A 21910-nucleotide genomic window follows, 5' to 3' on the forward strand; every position below is an offset into this window, starting at 1 on the left:
GCGGCCTGAGCACCACATGAGTACCTGTACTCAGTCGTACTCGGGTATTCGGCGGCGGTGGCGGACTTCACGGGAGCAAGCGCGAGGCAGCTGTTTGCCCGTCAGACGTGCCTTGTGGACGTGATCAGGAGCCGTCTACTGTCCGCATCGATCACCAGCCGAGAACGAACACGAGGGGGGACTCGTGCGCAGAATTGCGCTTCCTGCCATCGCCGCACTGTCACTGACACTGCTTCTTCCGCAGCAGTCCATGGCGGTCGCGACCGCCCCGCAGCCGAAGGCGGTGGCGGCCGAGGTACCCGAACCGCCGCTGGCCCAAGGCACGCTGTCCACGATCGGCCCCGGTCAGTACTCGACCGAGGACAAGACCTTCCAGGTCGCCGAGAACGACGTGGACGCGGCCCTCATCGGTCGTCGCCACACGGTCAGCGCGCAGCCCGACGGCGGACTCGCCAAGCCCGAGTCCGCACCCGCCACGCGCCCCGAGATGGGTGTCTTCGGACCCAGTTGGGAAGCCGAGTTCGTCGGCGGTCAGCTCAACCGGAAGCTGGAGCAGAAGGGCGACAGCATCGTCGTGACCGACCTCGGGGTCGAGGAGAAGATCACGTACGCGCTGAAGTCGAGCATCGACTACCCGGACGGCGGTGGCCTCAAGAAGTACGCCACCACCGACGGCTCCCAGGTCACGGCGACCTCGAAGTGGAACGACGCCACCGGCACCCTGGTGACGTCCATCGTCGAGGTGCTCGGCGTGGACCTGTCCACGATCACCTCGGGCGACGACGCGTTCACCGACGCCGCCGGCAAGCCGATCCCGGCCGCGGACCTCAAGCCCACGTACAAGTGGCAGCAGGCCGCGACCGGCACCGACAAGTGGCGGGTCACCAGCGTCGGCAACAACGCCTACGCCACCACGGTGCAGTACGACGCCCAGGGACGGGTCTTCAAGATCTCGAACCCTGCGGCGGGCGACCGGCTCGCGACGTCCACCTCGGTCACCTACGCTGCCTCGACCACCGCCGCCGGCACCTCGTTCGGTGACTACGCGGGCCGCGTCAAGCAGATCACCGTCGCCGAGGGCGCCACCACGCAGACCCTCGCCCGGTACGCCTACGACTCCTCCGGTCTGCTGCGCACCGTGACCAACCCGAGCGAGGCCGCCGAGCCGCAGGCCACCTACGCCTACGACGCCACCAAGCGCCTCTCCGACATCAGCTCGCCCACCAACGGCAGCTGGGACCTGAGCTTCGCGGCCGACTCCGCGGCGCCGACCGCCACCCTCGACGGCGAGGCCGTCCCGGTCCCGGGCGTGCCCATGGAGGGCGACGCCCCGGAGGGCAGCACCGGCGTCACCACCCCGCCGCCCGCCTCCGACTTCCCCGGCGGCGAGATCACCGACCCGACGTCGTACCCGTCGAAGTGCAGCTGGGCTCGGCACTGGATGTACGGCTGGAAGGCCGGCTGCAGCACCAAGGTCGCCCACTACGGGTGGCACTCGCCCAAGTGGGAGCAGACCAGGACCGGCTACTGGGTCCGGGGTATCAACCACGACCACTGCACCAACGCCCCCGACAAGCCGCTCGGCTACAACTTCGTCCCCGCCTGCGACATGCACGACTACGGCTACGGTCTGATCGGCAACTCGTACAAGGGCTACAGGTACTACCTGTCGCGCAACAAGGGCCTGTCCGTGGACGCCGTGTTCTACAGCACGCTCTACAGCAAGACCTGCCCCGGCTACTTCTGGAAGAGCACCTGCCGCTCCCTCGCCAACACGTACTTCGGAGCGGTGGCCGCCTTCGGCCGGGCCAAGAACGGCGCGAACGCCACCTGATGCCGGGCGCGGACTCCTGATGTTCCCCCGCACGACCTCCTGAGGCGCACACCCTCGGGAGGGGACCGGGCCGGGTGGCGCCGCAGCAGCGTCGCCCGGCCCGTTCGCACCCCGCTCTTCGCACCCCACACCTCTCCCCCCCTCTCCACGGGTCGGCCGTGCCCGCCCGTCCACGGGCCACGCCAGGCCCCCTGCTCCCCGAGGCGCCATGAAGAAGAAGATCTGGGCCACGGTCGTCGCCGTCGCGATGACCACGACCCTCGGCGCGATACCGGCCCGGGCCGCCGCGCCGACGAGCGTCCCCGACGCCGTCAAGGCCACGGTCCCGGGCGGGGTCGTCGACCCGCCGTTGTACGCGCGGGCCGCCGACACCGGCACCATCCGCGTCAACGTGCTCACCAAGAGCCGCACCGACCTCCCCGAGGCGGCCGCCGCGGGTGAGACGAAGCAGGACTTCGACTCGCTGCCGGTGGTCACGCTCAAGGTGGACAAGGCGGGCCTGGACCGGCTCGCCGCCCAGCCGGGCGTGCTCGCCGTCACCGAGGACAAGCCGGAACCGGCGAGCCTGGACGAGAGCGTCCCGCTCATCGGTGGTGACGTGGCGGCCAAGGCGGGGAAGACCGGTGCGGGCACCGCGGTCGCCGTTCTCGACACCGGTGTCGCCACCCAGCACCCGTTCCTGAAGGGCCGGGTCAAGGCCGAGGCCTGCTTCTCGCCGATCGACCCGGATCTGGGCGCCACCAGCCTCTGCCCCAACGGCGCCGCCGAGCAGGAGGGTCCCGGCTCCGCCGACACCGACTCCGGGCCGTGCGCGGCCCTGACCGCCTGCGACCACGGAACCCATGTGGCCGGCATCGCCGCGGGCAAGGGCACGGGCGCCCCCGGGGCCCCGAAGACAGGTGTCGCCCCCGGCGCCGACATCGTCGCGATCCAGGTCTTCTCGCAGTTCAACACGGCAGATTCCTGCGCGGGCGAAGCGCCCTGCGTGGCCAGCTTCCCCAGTGCCCAACTGGCGGGTCTGGAAAAGGTGTTGAAGATCAAGCAGGCGGGCACGCCGGTCATCGCGGCGAACCTGAGCCTGGGCGGCGGCCACTACACGACCGCCTGTGACGCCGACCCGCGCAAGGCCGCCGTCGACAACCTGCTCGCGGCCGGTGTCGCCACCGTGATCGCGGCCGGCAACAACGGCTACGCCGACGCGGTGAGCGTCCCGGGCTGCATCTCCTCCGCCGTCACCGTCGGCTCCACCACCGACGACGACGAGCTGTCCTCCTTCACCAACCGGGGTCCGCTGCTCGACCTCTTCGCCCCGGGGACGAGCATCGTCTCCTCGGTGCCCGGCGGGAACTACGCCTCCAAGAACGGCACCTCGATGGCGGCCCCGCACGTGGCCGGCGCCTTCGCCGTGCTCAAGCAGGCCTACCCGACCAAGAGCGTCGCGGACCTCACGGCGCTGCTGAAGAACAGCGGCCGGCCCATCATCTACACGGGCGCCACCACGCCCCGCATCGACCTCGGCTCGGCGCTCGGCGGCGGCGGCAACACCCCCAAGCCGGTCGGCATGAGCGACTTCAACGGTGACGGCGCCGAGGACATCGCGATCTCCGATACCCAGGCCACCGTCGGCACGAACTCCAACGCCGGCCTGATCCGTGTCGTGTACGGCGCCGGCAAGGGCACCGCGGAGCTCAGCCAGGACCTGGACTGGGTGCCGGGCGGCTCCGAGAAGGACGACTACTTCGGCGAGACCCTCGCCACCATCGACTGGAACAAGGACGGCTTCACCGACCTGGTCGTCGGCACCCCCAGCGAAGCCGTCGGCACGGCCTCCAACGCGGGCACGGTCGACATCCTGTACGGCGCCGCGGGCGGCCTGGGCGCGGGCACCCTGAAAGCCACGCACTTCGAGCAGGGCGCCGGCACCGGCGCGATCGCCGGGTCGGCGTCCGAGGCCAACGACCGGATGGGTCAGTCGCTCGCGGTGGCGGTCAACGATTCCGGTCGGCCCTACCTGCTGATCGGGCTGCCCGGCGAGGCCCTCGGCACCCTGGCCGGCGCGGGCAGCGCCTTCTACGTCTACGGCAACACGAGCCTGGCGATCAGCCAGGACAGGCCCGGCGTCCCCGGTGACCCGGAGACGGGCGACAACTTCGGCTTCGCCGTGACCGCGGACGCCAACTACTTCGCCATCGCCTCCCCCAACGAGGCGCTGGGCACCAAGGCGAAGGCGGGCGGTGTCGTCCTCTTCGACGCCAACAGGTTCGACGCCGACGGCCGCCCGGTCCCGCTGGCCGGACTCGACCAGGACAGCGCCGCCATCTCCGGTGACGCCGAGGCGGGCGACCAGTTCGGCTACGCGCTGGCCATCGCCCCCTTCCGGCCCACGGGTTCCCCGGCCCCCACCGAATCGATCCTCGCGATCGGCTCGCCCGGCGAGGGCGTGGTCGTGGGCGCCGAGAACCGGCTCAACGCGGGCCGTGTGGTGCTGATCCGGATCAAGGCCGACGGGAGCTGGAGCTACCTGCGCGAGCTGAAGCAGGGCACCGCGGACGACGACGTCTCGGGCACCTCCGAGACCGGTGACCGCATGGGCGAGACGTTGACCGCGGTCAACACCGCCCCGGGTTCGGTGAGCACCGTGGCCTCCATGCGGCTCGCGGTCGGTACGCCCGGCGAGGCGCTGGGAACCACGATCAAGGCGGGTGCGATCCACACGTTCTCCATGGCCGGTTCGGCCGGACCGAACGACCGCTGGATCGAGGCGGGCGACGGCGACGGGATCCCCGGGCCGCCCGGGGCCAACCAGCAGCTCGGCAAGAACATCCACTTCACCGCGACCAAGCTGTACGTGGGGATGCCCTTCGGGCCGAACGCGGCCGGCGCGCTGTACGCGCTGCCGATGTCCAACGTCACCCAGGGTGGGAAGGTCGCCCCGGTGATCACCTACAAGCCCGGCTCGGGCGGCCTGCCGGCCAACGGTGTGGCCTTCGGATACTCGGCCGGCTAGGGACGACCTGACGACCTCCACCCACCCGGGACACCCGGCCAGGGCCGCTCAGGCCCCGGTCGGGTGTCCGTTTCTGCGGGAGTTGCGGCCGGACGTCCCCGGTGTTCGATCGATTCCGGGGCGGGAACGTACGTGAAATGCCGCATCGGGGCCGGTTCGTGTTCGGCGGGCGTTCGCGGACGGCCCAGGGGCGGGGCCGATTGGCCGAGAACGCTCTGGCGTCCCCGCCCACCGGCGCGGGGGCCGGGCCGGTCACGGCCGTACGCGATCACCGCCGCCGGCGCGGCCGGCCCCGCACGGCCCCCGGCTGGGCACGGGTCGGGGCGCGCGGGCGCCGCCGTACGCCGTGCGGAGCGGAGATAGGCCCCGCCGGCGGGGGCTGCCGGCCGGCCCCGGGGGCGATCTTCGAAGGGGCCGACGGCCGCTCCCCTCGCGCTCCCCCGCCCGTTCCCGGGAGTGAACCGGCCCCCTGCCGCGCTCGGCGCCGGTCCAGCGGGTCCGGGCATGCCGGATGAGGTGCGGTCCGTCAGCGGGCGCCCCGCGCGGCGGCGCCGGGGCGGAGTTGCGCGCGCACGTCCGCAATCCCGCCGCGGGCCCCACGCACGACGACCCGTCCGCCGGACGGTCCCGACCGGTGGGCGTGGCACGAGGGGGCGCGGTCCCGCCGGCCGCCCGCGCCCCGGGCGGTCGGGGAAGCGCCGCCGGAGCGCGTCCGATCGCACGAGCGGGCTGTCCGCTCTCCGGTGCCCGGGGCCGCACACCTGCGGCGCCAAGGCCGAATCAGCCATTCGAACCGTGCGCACGGGCGTCCATTGACACACCCCTCGGGAGTTCCGTCTACTTCTCACGCACGACTCGACGGCAGGTCGACGCGTGTCACCTCGTGAAGGGGTCAAGATGGACGCAGACGACAGTGAGGCCATGTCCCGGCCAGTTCACATCGCCGTACTGGGCCCACTGGAAGTGCGCGTAGGGTCGACGCACATCACCGTTCCCGGCCGTCGCCAGCGCGGCATCCTGGCCGCGTTGGCCCTCCAGAGCGGCCGCATCGTGCCCACGGACCACCTGATCCGGGCCGTCTGGTACGACAAGCCGCCCCGGACGGCCATGGGGCAGATCCAGACGGGCATCTGGATGTTGCGCAGTGCCCTCATGGCCGCCGGCGGCCCGGCGGAGGCGGTGCAGTCCCGCGTCACCGGTTACCGCCTGAACAGCGATTTCTGTTCGGTCGACATCGCGGGCTACCGGGCGAAGGTCGCGGCCGCCCGGGAGTTGCACCGCTGGGGGCGTCTCAACGAGGCCGCGATGACGGTCCGTTCGGCCAACGAGCTGTGGCGCGGTCCGGCCCTCGCGGACATCACCCAGCAGGGGCTGCGCAGTTGTTCCACCCGCCTGGAGGAGGAGCACATCGCGGCGGTGCACTACCGGGCCTCGCTCGAACTCCAGCTGGGGCGCCACGAAGAGGTCATCTCGGAGCTCTTCGAGCTGGTCGACCTCCACCCCCTGCGCGAGGGGCTGCACGCCGACCTGATGCTCGCGCTCTACCGTTCGGGCCGGCAGGCGGAGGCCTTGGAGGTCTTCCACGGCGTACGGCGGACCCTGGCCGAGGAACTCGGCATCGACCCGGGGCCCACCCTGCGCACCCTGGCCCAGGCCATCCTGCGGCAGGACAGCGCGCTCATCCCCGCCTGAGCGGGGCCCGCGCCCCTCCGCCCGACCGCGCGTCACGTACCGCCGCACCTCGTACCGCCGCACCTCGTACCGCCGCACCGCGTACGGGCGCGCCCGCGTGCCCGTCACCGAAGACCCGAGGGGGGTCCCATGAGCAGCACGAGCAACGGGGGCAAGTCCGGCGGCAGTACGCGCGAACCACCCGGCACGGCCGGGGCCTCGAAGGCCCGTGCATCGTCGCTGCCCCGGGGGGCCGGAGTGGGCTGGTTCGGCGCCGCCGCGCTGGTCAATGCGGTCGGGACCGGCTTCTTCTACCCGTACCAGTTGCTGTTCTTCGTCGCGGTCACCGATCTCTCGCTGACCGCGGTGGGCGCCGGTCTCACGATCGCCACGCTGATCGCCCTGCCCGCCGTGTTCCTGGTGGGGCGGCTGGTGGACGGCTGGGGCACCAAGGCGGTGCTGATCAGCGCCGCGCTGCTGAGGGCGGGCGTGTTCGTGGCCTACCTCTTCGTCCACGACCTGCCGGCCTTCGTCGCCCTGGCGGTGGTCGCGGCCGTGGCGCAGCGGGCGGAGCAGGTGTCGATGCCGGTGCTGGCCGCCGGGACCGCCCCCGAGGGAGAGGTCGGCCGTTGGCTCGCCCTCACCCGGGTGGTGTTCAACGCGGGCATGGGACTGGGCGGCCTGTTGGCGGGGGTGGCGTTCGTCGGCTCCGGCGACCGTTCCGGCTTCGCGGCGATGGGCCTGCTCAACGCGGGCAGTTTCGTCCTGGCCGCCCTGCTCTACCTCCCGTTGGCGACCGTACGGCGCCCGAAGGCCGCGGCGCCCGCCGCGAAGGGTTCCGGACGCCCTTGGCGCGACGGGCTCTTCCTGCGGATCTCGCTCACGAACTTCCTGCTCATCACCGTCATCGTCGCCACCGAGGCGGGGCTCCCGGTCTACCTGATCGAGGAGTTGGACACGCCCTCGTGGATCGTGGGTGTGCTCTTCGCCGTGAACACGGTGCTGATGGTGATCTTCCAACTCCCGGTCACCGGACGGGTCGAGGGCCGGCCCCCGCTCCGGCTGATCGCCGTGGGCAGCGTGCTGCACGCGGCCCTGTTGGTGGCGCTCGGGCTGGGCGGGCTGTTGCCCTTCGCCGCGCTGCTCCCCCTGCTACTGCTGGGCATGGCCGTCTACACGCTCGGCGAGATCCTCGCCACACAGGCGCTGTCGGTGCTGCTGGTGAAGTTGGCCCCGCCGCGCGAACTCGGCGTGTACCAGGCCTTCAACCAGGTGCTCGTCGGTCTGTCGCTGGCCGTCGTGCCGCTGCTGGTGGCCTTCTTCCTGACGCACGCGCCCGCCGGGCTGTGGTGGCTGCTGACGGGCGCGACCGTGGTCCTTGGCCTCGGGATGCTGCGCCTGCACCGGAGTTCGGCGGTGGCCGTGGCCGCCGGCGCGCCGGGCCCGGACGCGGCCTGAACCCGCCCGGCCCGAGCGCGGAGGGCCCCCGCCCGGCCCCGGGCGACCGTTCAGCGGCGCGGCGTGAAGGTGATGACGTCGCCCGCGCGCTCTCCGCCCGTGGGGAGCTGGCCGTGGGAGTTGGTGCGGATGTACACCCGGTGCAGCCACCGGTCCCTGCCGTCCCAGCGCGGGGTGAAGGGCGTACGCGCGTGCGTGGTGCGGAAGTTGTCGATGATGAGCAGGTCTCCGGGCGTGAGGAAGACCCCCTCGGTGACGTCGTCGAGGGCCTGGGACAGCTTCGCCACGGCCTCGTCGGCCGGCCCCGGTTCGGGCTTGAGCAGCTCCCGGTCGTAGCCGAGCAGCGGATCGTCCTGGGGGCCGTAGAGCGGCTTCACCCGCGCGATGGCGCCCGGGTCCTCGACCCCGCCGCGGAAGGCCACGTCCACCTCGCAGGGCTGCTTGTTCTCGTACAGGGTGGCGACGGTCCCGTCGTCCAGGAGCCGGACGGCCTTGCGGATCGAGCCGACCAGGGTCCGGGCCCTGCGGTCGTGGTCGGCCCGGGAGCAGGCCAACATCACGTAGTTGGGCTGGAGCATGTGGTAGGCCATCTCGGTGTGGAACTCCAGCAGGGTCTCGCTGGTCTCCGAGGACAGGTGGTGGGCGCCGGGCGAGGGGTACACGTCGTGGTAGACGGTGCCCGAGCGCAGCTCCGCGTACCCGGTGTGCAGGCCGAGCCGCCGCCCGAAGACCGCGAGGAAGGCCTCCATGTTGAGCCGGGGCCGCCCGACCGGGGCGGGGGTGCTCGTGGGGGTGGGCGGGAGTTCCTCGTCGGCCTCGACCGGAAGCCCGCGCAGCAGCAGGTAGCCGTCCTCGTTGCCGACCTGGTTGAAGGCGTCGAGCGTGTCGCTGACCTCGTACGGGAGCTCCTGCGCGAGTTTGTGGGCCACGTCCAGGAAGTGGTACAGGTCCTGGCGGGGCACGGCGGGCAGCTTCGACGCGAGCGACAGCATCTGCTCCCGGTGCGCGGTGACGTCCAGGGTCGCCATGACTACTCCTCCTCTTCCTTCTTCTTCGGCTGGTGCGCGCGTGCGTACTGGTAGAGCAGTTCCGCGCCGACCTCGGTGGCCAGGACGCTGGTGATGCCCGCGTGGTCGTAGGGCGGGGACACCTCCATCACGTCGAACCCGATCGGGTTCAGCTCGCCGACCGTGCGCAGCAGGGCGAGCACCTCCCGGCTGGTCGGGCCGCCGGGGGCGGGGGTGCCGGTGCCGGGGGCGAACGCGGGGTCGAAGACGTCGATGTCCACGGAGACGTAGACCGGACGGTCGCCGAGCCGCTCGCGGATCAGGTCGGCCGCGCCCCGGACGCCGAGGTCGGCGAACTCGTCGGCGGTGACGACGCGTACGCCGTGGCCCCGGGCGTAGTCGAGGCTGTCGGGTCGGGGGTTGTGTCCCCGGATGCCGAGCTGGACCATGGCGTCCGGCCGGACGAGGCCCTCGTCGATGGCGTGCCGGAAGGGCGTTCCGTGGTGGAACTCCCCGCCGATCATTGCGGGGTTGGTGTCGGAGTGGGCGTCGAGGTGCAGGACGGCCACCGGTCCGTGCCGGCCGTGTACGGCGCGCAGCGCGGCCAGGGTGAGCGAGTGGTCCCCGCCGAGCATCAGGAAGGCGGAATTGTCGACGAGGAGGGCGGAGAGGTGCTCCTGCGCGGCCCGGATGGCCAGGTGTTGGTTGAAGGGGGTCAGGTTGATGTCCCCGCCGTCGACGACCTCGATCAGGTCGAAGACGCCCGGCCCCCGGTCGATGCCGACGCCGTGGATGAGTCCGGACTCGCAGCGGATCTGTTGCGGGCCGAAGCGTGCTCCGGGGCGGTAGCTGGTGCCGCCGTCGTAGGGGGCTCCGATGACGACGACGTCGGCGCCCCGGGGGGCCGGGTCGTGCGGGAGCCGCATGAAGGTGGGGATCTGCGCGTAGCGCGGTGAGACGTTCGAGTTGATCTGACCGCTCACGGAGCCGTCCTCCGGGTGTGGATGCTGATGAGTGCCGCCGCCGCGCGGGCCTTGGCCAGGGCGGCTTCGGCGGTGTCGGCGTGGGCGTGGACGAAGCCGACGGAGGCGGAGTTGTCGAGGCGGTCGGCGACCATGTCGCCGGGCTCGTGGTGGAGGTGGACCCGTACGCCGAGTGCCTCGGCGGCGTCGAGGCCGTCGATGCCGGTGAACTCGCCGCTCTCGTCGGGGAAGAGGACGACCACGGCGGCTCCTCCCACGGGGCCCCGGCCGGGTGCTCCGGTGGGGACGTGGTCCACGCCGAGGGCGAGGAGTTTCGCGTCCAGGTGGGGGTTGGTCCCGCAGACGTCGGTGATCATCGTGGAGATCATGTGGGCGGGCAGGCGGGGGTTCACCTCGATGATGCGGGGCCCGTCGGCGGTGAGCATGACCTCGGTGTGGGCCGGTCCCTGGTGGTAGGAGATGGCGCGCAGGGCCCGGTCCACGCAGGCGTGGACCGCGTCCCGGACGGCGGGGGCGAGGGCGACGGGGAAGGAGTGGGCCTCCTCCAGCACGGTCTGCTTGTGGAGGTCCTTGGAGGTGGCGCCGAAGAAGTGGGTGGCGCCGCGCGCGGTCATGGACTCGACGCTGATCTCGGTGCCGGACACGTACTCCTCGAAGAGGACGTGTCCCGGGCGGGGTTGTCCGCGCAGGGACTCCCGGATCTCGGAGAGTTCCCGCCAGGCCTCGGCCGCCTCCGCGTGGGTGGCGCACTTGCGGACCCCGTAGGAGATGGCCTCGGAGGGGGGTTTCGCGATCAGTGGCAGTCCGACGTGGGCGACGGCCCCGTCGAGTTCGCGCGCGTCGGTCACCAGGCGCCAGCGGACGTTCGCGGGGTCGCCTTCGAGCGCGGCCCGCAGCAGGTGCTTGTGGTTGGCGGCGCGTACGGCGGCGAGCCCCTGGGAGGGCAGGCCGAGGGACTCGGCCACCCGCGCGGTCACCTCTGTGTGGTAGTCGGAGAACGACAACACCCCGTCCACCACGGGTTTTCCGTCCTCGTCGGTGAGGGCCTCGGCGACGGCGCGCCAGTCGTGGGTGTCCACGTGCAGCACCCGGTCGACCCGGCCGAGGGGGTGTTCGGCCAGGGGGCGACCGCCGGTGTACCACTCCTCGCCGCGGACGAGCAGCCACACCTCGCAGCCGAAGTCCCGGGCGCGGTGGATGCCGTCGTAGAAGGCGTCGTGCAGCATGGACTCGACGATCGCGAGCCGCAGCCCCGCGAAGGCTTCGTATCCGTTCGTTCCGTGCGTGGCACTCGTTTCGTAGGTGGCGCTCGGCCCGTGTGTCGCGCTCGGCCCGTGTGTCGCACCCGCCTCGTTCGTCCCGCTCATCCCCGTCCCTCCGCCACGGCCTTCGCGACGATCTCCTCGATGTCGACCTCGTCCGGGTGGACCCCTCCGACCACGGTCCGGTCGAAGAGCGCCTGGACCACGCGGGCCTTGAAGGCGGCGACCTCTTCCTCGGCGGCGCCCGCGCGACGGACCAGCGCGGAGAAGGAGGCAGTCGTTCCGGAGCCCTCGTGGACGCCGAGTTTGGGCCGGTTCACGGTCTCGGCGGGCAGCAGCTCGGTCATGGCGGCGCGCAGGACCCACTTGTCGCGTCCGTGGCGGCGTTTGAGGCCCGCTTCCAGGGAGGTCAGCAGCTCCAGGACGTCCCGGTCCCAGTACGGGTGGGTGGACCAGTGGCCGGCGGCGGTCGACAGGACCGGGCTCATCTCGTTGAGCCCGTCGAAGGTGTCCATGTCGTGGGCGACCGCGGTGTCCAGGTTCGGCAGCCGGTCCTCGCGGTGCATGCCGCCGAGGGGGATGTCGGCCCCGTAGCCGGTGAGGACCCTGCGGGGCGGCCCGCCCATCCTGCGGTACAGGGCGGTCAGCGGGAGGAGGTACTCGACGACCTCCGGGTCCGTCGACTCACAGGCGTGGACGGTGTGCGGGAGCAGGGACAGCAGGTCCGCCGAGGCGATGGTGACCTCCCGGTGTGCGGAGCCGAGGTGCGCGGCGACCACCCGGGCCTGCGGGAACTCGTCGGAGGTGTCCGTGCCCATGGACAGGGTGTCGATCCCGGACGCGAGGGCGCCGGACGCGAGGGCGGCCACGGCCGAGGAGTCGATCCCGCCCGACAGCACCACCAGCGGTCGGCCGACCGCGGGGAGGCGGCGGACGACGGCCCGCTCCAGGGCGGTCCGTACCCGGGCGACGGCCTCGTCCTCGGGCATCAGGAGCCGGTGCGACGGGGGCGCCCAGGTCCGGTGCACGGTGACCGCGCCGGTGTCGGTGCGGACGTCGAGCACGGCTCCGGCGGGCACCTGGTGGAGTCCGGTCAGGCCCCGGACGCGGCGGGCCCCGGGGACGGGTGCGCCGCGTACGACGGCCCCGGCGCCCGCCAGGGCCTTCACCTCGGTGGCCACCAGGACGCGGCCCGGTTCGGGGCGCACGTACAGCGGGACGGAGCCCGCGTGGTCGGTGGCCGCCAGCACGCGGGATCCCGTGACCAGCAGCGCCGCGTAGCGGCCGTTGACGATCCGGAAGGCGTGCACGGCGTACTTCTCGAAGAGGCCGGCCACCAGCTCCGCGTCCGAGGCGCTCGCGGGCAGGTCGGCGGCGGCGCGGATCTCGTCGCGGTTGTGGATCTCCCCGGCGAAGAGCACCAGGGTGGTCCCGTCGCAGGCGTGCGCGCCGGCGGCGTCCGCGCCGGGGTGGACCAGGACGGCGTCCACCTCGACCGGGGAGCCGCCGAGCCGTGCGTCCAGCCGGGTGTGTCGGCCGCGCGTGGCGAAGACGGGCGCGGGGAGCCCGCCCCCGCCCGTGTGGGCGGAGGCGAGGAACCCGAAGGCGGGGGGAAGCTCGGGCATCGGTGTCATATCAGATCTTCAGCGCCCCGAAACCACCGGCGGTGAACTCGTAGTTCACCGGGACCTCGATCAGGTAGGGGCGGCCCAGTTCCACGGCCTTGCGCAGGGCGGCGAGCAGGTCGGCCCGGGTCGTGGCCCGGGTGCCGTCGACCCCGTTGGCCTGGGCGAGCTGGACGAAGTCGACGCCGGTGAACTTGATCGCGGGGCCGTGGCTGCGATGGTGGCCGATGTTCTGGTAGAGCTCGATGAGGCCGTTGGTGTCGTTGTTGACGACGACCGTGATGATCGGCAGGCCGAGCCGGGCGATGGTCTCCAGGTCCGCGCTGTTGGAGTGGAAGCCTCCGTCGCCGGCGATCAGGAAGGTGGGCTGGCCGGGGCGGGCCAGTTGGGCGCCGATGGCGGCGGGGATGCCGTAGCCGAAGCTGGAGCAGCCCGCCGAGGTGAGGAACCCGTAGGGCTGGTCGGCGCGGGCGAAGAGGACGCCGTAGTGCCGGAAGAAGCCGATGTCGGAGACGATCGTGCCCTCGCCGGGGCGGGCGGTCTCGGCCATGACGGTGTTCATCGAGTCCATGACCTGGTGGACGCGCATGCCGTCGTCGTACTGCGCGGGGTCGGCGAGCAGTTCGGCGACGCGCTCCCGGACGGCCGTGATCTCGTGGCGGTCCTTGGGCGCGACGTCGGCGGTGCCGGCGTCCAGCCGCTCGACGAAGGCGAACACGTCGGTGACCACGTCGACGGTGGGCCGGTAGATGCGCGGTACCGGGTTCCCGGTCGGGGAGACGCGTACGGTCAGCTTCTCGCGGCCCCGCTCCCACATCGAGGGGCGCAGGTCCTCGGCGTAGTCGTAGCCCAGGGTGAGGATGACGTCGGCGGGACCGAAGAGGGCCTCCAGGGCGGGGAAGGACAGGATGCCGTCCATGTAGCCGGTGACGGCGCCGTAGTTCAGCTCGTGCGCGTGCGGCAGGACGCCCTTGGCGATGTACGTGGTGATCACGGGGATGTTCAGCCGCTCGGCGAGGGCGCGGATGCCGGGGACGGCGCCGGCGCGGATCGCGGCGGCGCCGACGACGAACACCGGGTTCGTGGCCTCGCGGACGAGGTCCACGGCCCGGTCCGCCGCGTCCTCCCAGCCGGGCTGGACGGTGTTGATCGGCCGGGCGGGGGTGAGGGCGGGGCCGTGGTCGGCGTCGAGGTCGATGCCCTCGGAGGAGCCCAGGAGGTCCACGGGAAGGCTGATGAAGGCGGGTCCCACCGGCTCGGTCATCGCGGCCGTGACGGCCGAGTCGACCAGGTCGGTGATCTCGTGGGGCCGCCGGAGTTCGACGGCGTACTTGGAGATCGGCTCGGCGATCTTGACCAGGTCGAGGCACTGGTGGGTGTCGTTCGGGAAGATGTCGTGCGATTCCGACTGCGCGGCCATCGCGATGACCGGGGAACGGTCGAGGACGCTCGTCGCCATGCCGGTGGCCAGGTTGGTCATGCCGGGGCCCAGGGTGGCCCAGCAGGCCTGGGGACGGCCGGTGATGCGGGCCAGGACGTCGGCGGCGACTCCGGCGGTGAACTCGTGACGGGTCAGGACGAACTCGATGCCCTCCTGCTCGTCGAAGAGGATGGAGGCCGCCTCGCGGCCCACGACACCGAAGATCTTGTCCACTCCGTGCTCGCGCAGGCGTCTGAGCAGAGCGTGCGCGGTGGTCGGCTGCTCACTGGGGCCGGTGGATACACGGGACATGGATCGGCTCTCCTCGTTCACACGGTGACTCACACGGTGGGGGGTTCGGGACACACCCTGCGTCGGTCCTCTCTCGCCGTTCTCTCAGCCCGGTATCAGGGAGCGCTTGGAGAGCGGACGGAGACCGTGTCCGTCGAACATCGGGTGTGTGACCAGTGGAGTGGTGATCGACCGATGGCAGACGCCCGAGGAAGCGCGTGAGGCCGGCTGGAACACGCTCGTCGGCGCGGAGGACTTCTTCCTCGGCACCGACTGGATGCGTGTCCTCCAGGACTCCGCCGGGGCGTGGATGGGCTACCTCACCGCGCGGGACGGAGAGCGACCGCTCGCCGCCATGGCGCTGGTGCGGGCCACCCGGGAGTCCCCGTGGTCGTTGGGCCGTACCGACCTGCTGGTGCGGCACTGCGCCGAGGAGGGGATGGCCGGGGCCCGGGAGGTGCTGGCCGCCTTCGGGGACGTGGACCGCCTGATGCCGTCGATGATGGGCGGCGGTCGCCACCTCGGCCGCACCCGCCTGCTGTTGCACCCCCACGCCGACCCTTCGACGGCGCACCGCGTCCTGGACGAGGCCGAGGCCACGGCCGTCCGTGAGGGGTGCCGGTCGCTGTGCCTGCCGTACGTGGACGCCGACGACCGCGTCCAGCGCGAGGTGCTGCGCGAGCGCGGCTACACCTCGCACGTGTCGGGGCAGTTCGCCACCCTCACGCTGCCCGGCGCCGGGTTCACGGACTACGCGCTGGCCTTCCCGCCCCACCGTTCGCGCCGGGTGCGGGCCGAGCGGCGGCGGGTCGGGGCGGCGGGCGTACGGATCACCCTGGCCCCGCTGGATCCGGCCGACATCCCCCGGCTGGCGGCGCTGGAGACCGAGCTGTTCGCCAAGTACGGGATGACCGGCTGGGACCCGCTGCGCTCCGAGGCCGTCCTGCGGGCCGCCGCCGCGCGGCTCGGCGACCGGGCGTTGGTATCCCGGGCCGAGCTGGACGGGCGGGTGATCGGCTTCACGTTGATCCTCTCCCACGGGGACGTGTGGTTCGCCCACCGCGCCGGCTTCGACTACGCGGCCGTCGGCAAGCTGCCGCTGTACTACGAGCTGACGTACTACACGCCCGCCGACCATGCCCCCCGCCACGGGGTCAAGACCGTCCAGTACGGCATCGGTTCCACGGAGGCCAAGGTGTCCCGAGGGTGTTCGCTGTCGACCCAGTACCTGTACGTGAAGGAACTGGGCTGATGTCCGGTTGGAACGCCGCCGTCGGCGCGATCGCCGGCGCGGACGATCCGAGCCTGCCCGAAGGCGGCCGTTCGGGCGGCCGGTTGGCCCTGGTGGCTTCCGCCGACGTCGACTCCCTGGACCCCGCCCGCACCTACTACGTGTGGTCCTGGCTGCTGCAACGGACCCTCCAGCGCACCCTGATGGCCTTCGGCACCGACCCGGTCGCCCCCACCGTCGTGCCGGACCTGGCGACCGGGCCGGGCCAGGTCTCGGACTCCGGGCTGACCTGGACCTACCGGATCCGCGAGGGCGTCCGCTACGAGACGGGCGAGGTGATCGGCGCCCGGGATTTGGCGTACGCCGTGGAACGGGTCTTCGCCCAGGACGTGCTCCCGGGCGGCCCCACCTACCTCCTCGACCTGCTCGACCACGGCGGCTACCGGGGCCCCTACGCCGGCGGGCGCTGCAAGGCCGTCGAGACCCCCGACGAGCACACCCTGCGCTTCCGCCTCGTACGGCCCTTCGCGGACTTCGACTACCTGATGGCGCAGCCCAACACGGCGCCGGTCCCGGCCGACCGCGACACCCGCGAGCGGTACGGCGAGGCGCCGGTCTGCTCCGGGCCCTACCGCGTACGGCGCCACCGCCCCGGGCGCTCCCTCCACCTCGAACGGAACCCGATGTGGGACCGGGCCACGGATCCCTTCCGCCGCGCCCTGCCGGACGGGATGGACGTGACCTTCGGGGTGGACGTCGACGAGCTGGACGCCCGCCTCATCGCCGGGGAGTTCCACCTCGACGTCGAGGGGCGCGGCATCCAGCACTCCGCGCGCGACGCGATCCTGGCCGATCCGGTGCTGCGGGCCAGGGCCGACAATCCGGCCACCGGCTTCCTCCAGTACGTCAGCGTGCAGACCTGCGTGCCGCCCTTCGACAACGTCCACGCCCGGCGCGCGGTGTTCTTCGCGGCCGACAAGGCCGCCCTCCTCGAAGCGCGCGGCGGGGACGGGGTGGGCGGCTCGCTCGCCACCAGCCTGATCCCGCCCACCCTGCCCTCCCACACGGGGAGCGACCGCTACCCCTCCGGCGCCGACCACACCGGCGATCCGGACGCCGCCCGCGCCGAACTGGTCGCCGCCGGGCTGCCCGACGGCTTCGAGACGGTCATCGCGACCCAGCCCGGCAAGTTCGAGTTGGTCGCCCGGACCCTCTCCGCCTCCCTGACCCGGGTGGGGATCCGGGCCCGCGTCCGGGTCCTGGACACCGCCTCGTACTACCGCTCCGGGCTGGGGCACCCGGACACGGTGCGCGCGCTCGGCCTGGGCCTGGGCATCACCGACTGGGGCGCCGACTACCCGACCGAGTACGGGTTCCTCGCGCCCCTGGTCGACGGACGGCAGATCAAGTACGGCGGCGGCAACTTCAACTTCGCCGAACTCGACGACCCGCTCGTGCGGCGGCTGATCGACGAGGCCCGGTCCTCGGGCGAACCGGCGGACCGACGGCGGCTGTGGCAGCGCGTCGAGGAGACCGTCATGGACCGCGCCGTGATGCTCCCGATGGCCCATGACCGCACCCTGCACTACCGCCATCCCGACCTGACCGGCGTCTACGTCCACCCCGCCTTCGGGCTGTACGACCTCCAGGCCGTCGGGCTCGCCCGCTGAGGTCCCGCCGGCCGGGCCCCCGCCCCACACCCGCACCACCGGCACGACGAGAGAGGCGCTGGGAACAACCGTGGCATTCAATGCGGTAGCACGCGGCATCGTGAACCCGTCCGAGCACCGGGGCGGAACCCTCCGGTACGTCCGCACCGACGACTTCGACTCGCTCGACCCCGCCGACACGTACTACGCCTACACCTGGAACTTCATCCGGCTGCTCGGCCGGCCGCTCGTCGGCTACACGACCGACGCGGAGGGCGGCCCCCGCCTGGTGCCCGATCTGGCGCGCTCCCTCGGCGAGGCCTCCGACGACGCCCTCACCTGGACCTACCGGCTGCGCGAGGGGATCCGCTTCGAGGACGGCTCCCCCATCACCTCGCGGGACGTGAGGTACGCGGTGCTGCGCTCCGCCTTCCCCGAGCACGTCTACGGGCGGCCCGTCACCCGGGGCGGTCCCGCCTACTTCCGGCAGTACCTGACGGGTCCGGACGGCATCGAGACCCCGGACGCGCACACCCTCGTATTCCGGTTGCGCGAGGCCATGGCCGCCTTCGACTACCTGGCGGCGCTGCCCGCGACCATCCCGGTGCCCCGCGAGCGGGACTCCTTCCCCGACTACCGGCTGGGCCCGGTGTCCTCGGGCCCCTACCGGATCGAGACGTACGCGCCGGGCACGGAGCTGCTCCTGGCGCGCAACCCGCACTGGGAGGCATCGACGGACCCGGTCCGCACCGCCCGGCCGGACCGGATCACCGTCCGGCTCGGGGTGAGCGGGCCGGAGGTCGACCGGATCCTGCTGGCCGGGGAGGCGGACATCGACCTCGCCGGAGTCGGGGTGCAACCCGAGACGCAGGAGCGGATCCTGGCCGACCCGCTGCTGAGGCCGCGGGTGGACAATCCGCGTACGGGCTTCGTGTGGCTGTACTGCCTCAACCGGAACATCGGCGCGCTGACGGACGTGCACGCCCGGCGCGCCGTGCAGTACGCCACCGACAAGACGGCGATGCTCGCGGCCTACGGCGGCGACGCGGCCGGGGAGATCGCCACCACCCTGCTGCCCGCGTCCGTGGTCGGCCACGAACCCTTCGACCGCTATCCCGTCGGTCCCGAGGGCGCGGGGGACCTGGACGCGGCCCGGCGCGAACTGGCGCTCGCCGGCCTTCCGGACGGGTTCCGTACGAAGATCGCCGCCCGGGAGGACCGGCGCAAGGAGTGGAACGCCGCGATCGCCCTGTCCAAGGGGCTCGAACGCGTCGGGATCCTGGCGGAGGTCATCCCCTTCACCTCGGGCGACTACTTCACCAAGGCGGCGGGCGTGCCGGCGTACGCGCGCGCGCACGGCATCGGGATCGTGATGTTCGGTTGGGCGGCCGACTTCCCGGACGGGTACGGGTTCCTCCAACAGATCACCGACTCGCGGGCGATCAAGGAGAGCGGCAACCAGAACCTCGGGGAGCTGGCCTCGCCGCACATCGACGCGCTGCTCGACACGGGCGCGGCGACGCGCGACGAGAAGGAGCGCGCGGCGATCTGGGCCGCCGTGGACCGGGCCGCGATGGACGAGGCGGTCATGTGCCCCTACATGTACGTCAAATCGGTGGTGTTGAGGGGCGCTCAAGCCGCGAACGTCACGATGTCACCGGCGTACGGCATGTACGACTACGCCGTACTGTCGGTGTCCGATGATGAGGGCGAGGGGCCGAACGGCTGACGTGCCGGGGGGCGTTCGCGCACGTGGCGGGCGCCCCGTCTGATACCAAGGACGTGGGCCGGTGGGTCGTGGACCCCCCGGCCCTCGCTCGACCAAGACGCATACATATTCTGAAAGGCGTATTCACATGCACGGTCTTGTCCCCCGCGGATTCACCGTCCACACCGCTCCCATCGGCATCGAGGACGACGGGCGCGACGATCTGTGCATCATCGCCTCGGACGTTCCGGCCCGGACGGCGGCGGTCTTCACCCGGTCCCGGTTCGCCGGTCCCTCCGTCACCCTCTCGCGGGCCGCCGCGGCCGACGGCAGCGCGCGCGGCGTGGTCGTCGTCGCCCGCAACGCCAACGTCGCCACCGGCCCCGAGGGGTCGCGGAACGCGGTCGCCGTACGGGACTCCGCCGCGCGCGCCCTCGGCATCGACCCGGAGGAGCTGCTGATCGCCTCCACCGGTGTCATCGGGCGGCAGTACCCGATGGACCGGATCTCCGGCCACCTGGACGGCCTGGCCTGGCCGCCGGCCGGAGAGGCCCGGGACATGGGCTCGGCCTCGCGGGCCATCATGACCACGGACACCCGGCCGAAGTGCCTGACCGTGAAGGTCGGCGACGCCGTCCTGACCGGCATCGCCAAGGGCGTCGGCATGCTGGAGCCCGACATGGCGACGCTGCTGACCTTCTTCGTCACCGACGCCGAGCTGGAGCCGGAGACGCTGACGGCCCTGTTCAAGCGGGTCATGGACACCACCTTCAACGCCGTGTCGATCGACACCGACACCTCCACCTCCGACTCCGCCGTCCTCTTCGCCAACGGCCTCGCCGGACCGGTCGACCCCGACGCCTTCGAGCAGGCCCTGCACACGGTCGCGCTGGGGCTGGTGAAGATGATCGCCTCGGACGGCGAGGGCGCCTCCACCCTGATCCAGGTCGAGGTCGAGGGCGCCCGCGACGCCGCGCAGGCCAAGCGCGTCGGCAAGGCCGTGGTGAACTCCCCGCTGGTCAAAACCGCCGTCCACGGGGCCGACCCGAACTGGGGCCGGGTCGTCATGGCCATCGGGAAGTGCCACGACGAGACGGACATCCTCCCGGAGAACGTCACCGTGCGCTTCGGAGACATCGGCGTCTACCCGCCCGGAGCCGACGAGGACGAGCGTCGCGCGGCGGTGGCCGCCTACCTCAAGGCCCACGACGAGGTCGTGATCGGCATCGGCCTGGGCATCGGGGAGGGCAGCTTCACGGTGTACGGCTGCGACCTGACCGAGGGCTACGTGCGGCTGAACTCCCAGTACACGACCTGATCGGCCGCGGTCGGCCCCCCGGACCCCCGCTCCGCTCCGGACGGCGGGGGCCCGGTCCCGGTGGTATGACTGGAGGATGACGCCGCCGGCCTCCCCCGACGAGCGGGCCCGGAACGGCCGGGCCCTGCGGCGCCGGCTGCCCCGCAGCACGCACGCGGAGGTGCCCGGGGCGCAGGCACGGGCGGATCCGGTGGCGGTGCTGGCGGCGCAGGGCCTCGATCGGGTTCCGGAACTGCTGCCGCTGCGCTACGAGCGGATGGCCGCCGGACCGTTCCCCTTCCTGCGCGGGGCCGCCGCCGTGATGGCGGCCGATCTGGGGTCGCTGCCGCACACCGGGCTGGAGGTCCAGTTGTGCGGGGACGCGCACCTGCTCAACTTCGGGCTGTTCGCCTCCCCGGAGCGGACGTTGCTGTTTGACCTGAACGACTTCGACGAGACCCTGCCCGGCCCCTTCGAGTGGGACGTCAAACGGCTGGCGGCCAGCGTGGCGGTGGCCGCCCGGGCGAACGGGCACGGGGACAAGGCCGCCCGGCGGGCAGCCGGCACGGCCGCGGGCTCCTACCGGCGGACCATGCGCCGGCTGGCCGGGCTCGGTGAACTCGCCGTCTGGTACGAGCGGGTGGACAGCGCGGAGGTGCTGCCGCTGGTGCGGCGGCGCGACCGCGAGCGCGTGGAGTCCGGGCTGGCGAAGGCCAGGCGGCGCACCAGCCTCCAGGCACTGGAGAAGTTGACCGAGGTGGTGGACGGGCGGCGCCGGATCCGCCACGAGCCGCCGCTGCTGGAGCGGGTCGCGGAATCCGATGGCGCGACGGTGCAGAGGGTGTTCACCGACTACCGGGCCACCCTCCCGGAGGAGCGGCGGCTGCTGCTGGACCGGTTCCGGGTGGTGGACGTGGCCCGGAAGGTCGTCGGCGTCGGCAGCGTCGGCACCCGGTGCTTCGTGGTCCTGCTGACCGGTCGGGACATCGGCGACCCGCTGTTCCTCCAGGTCAAGGAGGCCGGTCCGTCCGTCCTGGAGGCCCACACCGACGCCTGCCCCCCTCCGCACGCCGGGCAGCGGGTGGTGACCGGGCAACGGCTGCTCCAGTCCGCCACCGACATCTTCCTGGGCTGGGCAAGCGGGCCCGCGGGCCGACAGTTCTACTGGCGCCAACTGCGCGACATGAAGGGCTCGGCCGCGGTCGAGACCATGGACCCGCTCCTGCTGGAGGGGTACGCGCGGCTGTGCGGCCGGACCCTGGCCCGCGCCCACGCCCGGACCGGCGACCGGTTCGCCATCGCCGGCTACCTCGGCGCCGGGGACCCCTTCGACCGGGCCGTGGCCCGCTTCGCCCTCGCCTACGCCGACGTGACCCTCACCGACCACGCCGCGCTGACGGCGGCCCTGACCGACACGAACACCCCCTCCCGCACGCCCCGTTCGGGTCGGCTGGGCTGAACCGCTCC

The 21910-nt window shown here is 72.4% G+C and carries 14 protein-coding genes; 9 read left to right on the forward strand and 5 right to left on the reverse strand.

The window, feature by feature from the left end:
• The first annotated feature begins 184 nt into the window (after positions 1 to 184).
• From ACIOD1_RS13640 to ACIOD1_RS13655, 4 genes are all read left to right on the forward strand, one after another.
• Positions 185 to 1834 (forward strand): phospholipase A2, encoded by a 1650-nt coding sequence (locus ACIOD1_RS13640; protein WP_365624931.1) that lies wholly within the window; start codon positions 185 to 187, stop codon positions 1832 to 1834.
• Between the two features lie 208 nt (positions 1835 to 2042).
• The gene (locus ACIOD1_RS13645; protein WP_365624934.1) at positions 2043 to 4841 is read left to right on the forward strand and encodes a S8 family serine peptidase; all 2799 of its coding nucleotides are present in this window, start codon (positions 2043 to 2045) and stop codon (positions 4839 to 4841) included.
• A gap of 897 nt (positions 4842 to 5738) precedes the next feature.
• A complete protein-coding gene (locus tag ACIOD1_RS13650) occupies positions 5739 to 6533 on the forward strand; it encodes an AfsR/SARP family transcriptional regulator (RefSeq protein ID WP_365624937.1) in 795 nt (264 codons plus the stop codon).
• Positions 6534 to 6662: 129 nt separating this feature from the next.
• Complete coding sequence (locus ACIOD1_RS13655; protein WP_401902240.1) at positions 6663 to 7970, forward strand: MFS transporter; 1308 nt, start codon at positions 6663 to 6665, stop codon at positions 7968 to 7970.
• A gap of 50 nt (positions 7971 to 8020) precedes the next feature.
• Here the strand turns inward: ACIOD1_RS13655 and cs1 are convergent, their stop codons facing one another.
• From cs1 to ACIOD1_RS13680, 5 genes are read right to left on the reverse strand one after another with little or no spacing between them, the layout of a single operon-like run.
• A complete protein-coding gene (gene cs1 / locus ACIOD1_RS13660; protein WP_401902242.1) occupies positions 8021 to 8998 on the reverse strand; it encodes a clavaminate synthase Cs1 in 978 nt (325 codons plus the stop codon).
• A gap of 2 nt (positions 8999 to 9000) precedes the next feature.
• The gene (gene speB, locus ACIOD1_RS13665) at positions 9001 to 9903 is read right to left on the reverse strand and encodes an agmatinase (protein ID WP_365625161.1); all 903 of its coding nucleotides are present in this window, start codon (positions 9901 to 9903) and stop codon (positions 9001 to 9003) included.
• 53 nt (positions 9904 to 9956) lie between these two features.
• Entirely contained in the window at positions 9957 to 11327 is a 1371-nt protein-coding gene (locus ACIOD1_RS13670) for an ATP-grasp domain-containing protein (protein WP_365624946.1), read from the reverse strand.
• The gene (locus ACIOD1_RS13675; protein WP_401902245.1) at positions 11324 to 12847 is read right to left on the reverse strand and encodes an asparagine synthase-related protein; all 1524 of its coding nucleotides are present in this window, start codon (positions 12845 to 12847) and stop codon (positions 11324 to 11326) included. Before ACIOD1_RS13675 ends, ACIOD1_RS13670 begins: the two co-directional genes overlap by 4 nt.
• A gap of 10 nt (positions 12848 to 12857) precedes the next feature.
• Entirely contained in the window at positions 12858 to 14579 is a 1722-nt protein-coding gene (locus tag ACIOD1_RS13680; RefSeq protein WP_401902247.1) for a thiamine pyrophosphate-binding protein, read from the reverse strand.
• 148 nt (positions 14580 to 14727) lie between these two features.
• On the opposite strand from ACIOD1_RS13680, the gene ACIOD1_RS13685 reads away from it, so the two are divergent.
• The 5 genes from ACIOD1_RS13685 (at position 14728) to ACIOD1_RS13705 (ending at position 21902) form a co-directional block, all read left to right on the forward strand.
• A complete protein-coding gene (locus tag ACIOD1_RS13685) occupies positions 14728 to 15810 on the forward strand; it encodes a GNAT family N-acetyltransferase (protein ID WP_401902249.1) in 1083 nt (360 codons plus the stop codon).
• Entirely contained in the window at positions 15810 to 17459 is a 1650-nt protein-coding gene (locus ACIOD1_RS13690) for an ABC transporter substrate-binding protein (RefSeq protein WP_365624958.1), read from the forward strand. The genes ACIOD1_RS13685 and ACIOD1_RS13690 overlap by 1 nt, the downstream gene beginning before the upstream one ends.
• Positions 17460 to 17529: 70 nt before the next feature.
• Complete coding sequence (locus ACIOD1_RS13695) at positions 17530 to 19167, forward strand: ABC transporter substrate-binding protein (protein WP_401902251.1); 1638 nt, start codon at positions 17530 to 17532, stop codon at positions 19165 to 19167.
• Between the two features lie 127 nt (positions 19168 to 19294).
• Entirely contained in the window at positions 19295 to 20464 is a 1170-nt protein-coding gene (argJ, locus tag ACIOD1_RS13700; RefSeq protein WP_365624964.1) for a bifunctional glutamate N-acetyltransferase/amino-acid acetyltransferase ArgJ, read from the forward strand.
• Between the two features lie 76 nt (positions 20465 to 20540).
• Positions 20541 to 21902, forward strand: a complete 1362-nt coding sequence (locus ACIOD1_RS13705; RefSeq protein ID WP_401902253.1) for a DUF2252 domain-containing protein — start codon at positions 20541 to 20543, stop codon at positions 21900 to 21902.
• Positions 21903 to 21910: the final 8 nt, after the last annotated feature.

Source organism: Streptomyces sp. NPDC088097, assembly GCF_044741845.1.
Lineage (GTDB): Bacteria > Actinomycetota > Actinomycetes > Streptomycetales > Streptomycetaceae > Streptomyces.